Annotated in this window: 1 protein-coding gene; it reads right to left on the bottom strand. The window is 42.0% G+C overall.

Annotated elements, in window-relative coordinates; all coding sequences use genetic code 11:
* Positions 1–45: 45 nt before the first annotated feature.
* Positions 46–1,452: a sigma 54-interacting transcriptional regulator gene (locus L1D46_RS20595; protein WP_239978166.1), complete on the bottom strand. Its 1,407-nt coding sequence runs from the start codon at positions 1,450–1,452 to the stop codon at positions 46–48.
* Between the last annotated feature and the right edge of the window lie 88 nt (positions 1,453–1,540).

Below are 1,540 nucleotides of genomic sequence, written 5' to 3'. Positions count from 1 at the left end.
TATTAAAATCGCGAAATATCACGAACATTCGCGAAATATCACGAATTAGCGTGTTATAGCCAACTTTTTCATTTTTGACCTGAGGGTACTGTCTGGAAGACCCAGTAAAGTTGCAGCGCCATTATCACCTGATACTTGTCCGTTACAACGCTTTAGCACCTGGAGAATATGCTGTTTTTGTACAGCATCAAGCGAGACAACCTGCTCATCCGGTTGTTCATTATTCAACGGAGCAGAGAGTTGTAGTACAGACTGCTTAGATAAAATAGCTTCACGCTCAAGGATATTTTGTAATTCACGAATATTGCCAGGCCAATCATAATTACCCAGCTTAGTGAGCGTTGCTTTGCTAAGCCCCTTTAACTGCTTACCTAAGCGCTTATTAAGCTGAGTTATTATGTTTGCTGCTAAAAGTGGAATATCTTCTTTGCGTTCACGTAGAGCTGGCACACGAATAGGAAACACATTTAAGCGATAATACAAGTCCATTCGAAAGCTACCCTGCTCAACCATTTGCCACAGGTTTCGATTTGTTGCAGCTAACACGCGAATATCAACTTTTAAAGTTTGACTGCCACCAACTCGCTCAAACTCTTGTTCTTGTAGCACGCGAAGTAATTTACTTTGCGCTTCTAATGGCAGCTCTGCCACTTCATCTAGAAATAAAGTCCCCTTGTCAGCTAATTCAAAGCGCCCTTTTCTACGTTCATTTGCACCAGTAAATGCCCCTTTTTCATGACCAAATAGTTCAGACTCAATTAAATTAGCTGAAAACGCAGCACAATTGACCTTTATAAAAGGTTGCTCAGCACGGCTACTCAAGCGATGAAGGTTTCGTGCCACCAGCTCTTTACCCGTGCCGTTTTCACCTAAAATCAAAACTGTACTATTAGTTTGGCTTACCAAGGTAATTTGCTCGAGCATACTTTGGAATGAATGACTTTGACCAACCAAACCGGAATCTTGCCAATCTTCGTTTAACTCTGAAATAAGGTAAGCATTCTCAGCTTGTAGTTGCTCAGACAAGTGCTGAACTTGCGCTAGAGCGTCGCGCAATGCCACTTCTGTTTGCTGCTGTTTTGACACATCGCGAAAAATCGCGACCGCACCAATCAAGGCGCCATTTTTATAAACTGGGGTTGAAGTATACTCGACGGCAAAATAGCTACCATCTTTACGCCAGAAGACTTCATCGTTTACATGACGATGTTTACCATCGAACATAGTGCAATATATTTGGCATTCATCTGCGGGATATGGTGACCCATCTTTACGAGTATGGTGATGATATTGGTGTATTTTTTTACCAAGTAGCTCGTCTGCTTTCCAGCCTGTCATGCGCTCAGCGGCAGGGTTTACAAAAACCGCATTACCCGATAAATCGAAGCCATAGATCCCTTCACCAACTGCATTTAACAGTAACGTAGGGTCGTTTAAAAATTCCTTGATCATAGCAATTACTTGTTTCGCGAAATATCACGAGCAATTATGGCAAGGTTGAACTTGCTTAACAAGTAATTACAAAAAAGCGGCTCAAGGC

Origin of the sequence: Pseudoalteromonas sp. Isolate3, assembly GCF_022398505.1 — a bacterium.
Lineage (GTDB): Bacteria > Pseudomonadota > Gammaproteobacteria > Enterobacterales > Alteromonadaceae > Pseudoalteromonas > Pseudoalteromonas apostichopi.
This window is presented reverse-complemented; position numbering and strand designations above follow the sequence as displayed.

Coding starts and splice junctions, on each gene's coding strand:
- L1D46_RS20595 (WP_239978166.1), bottom strand. CDS start 1,452: ATGATCAAGGAATTTTTAAACGACCCTACGTTACTGTTAAATGCAGTT.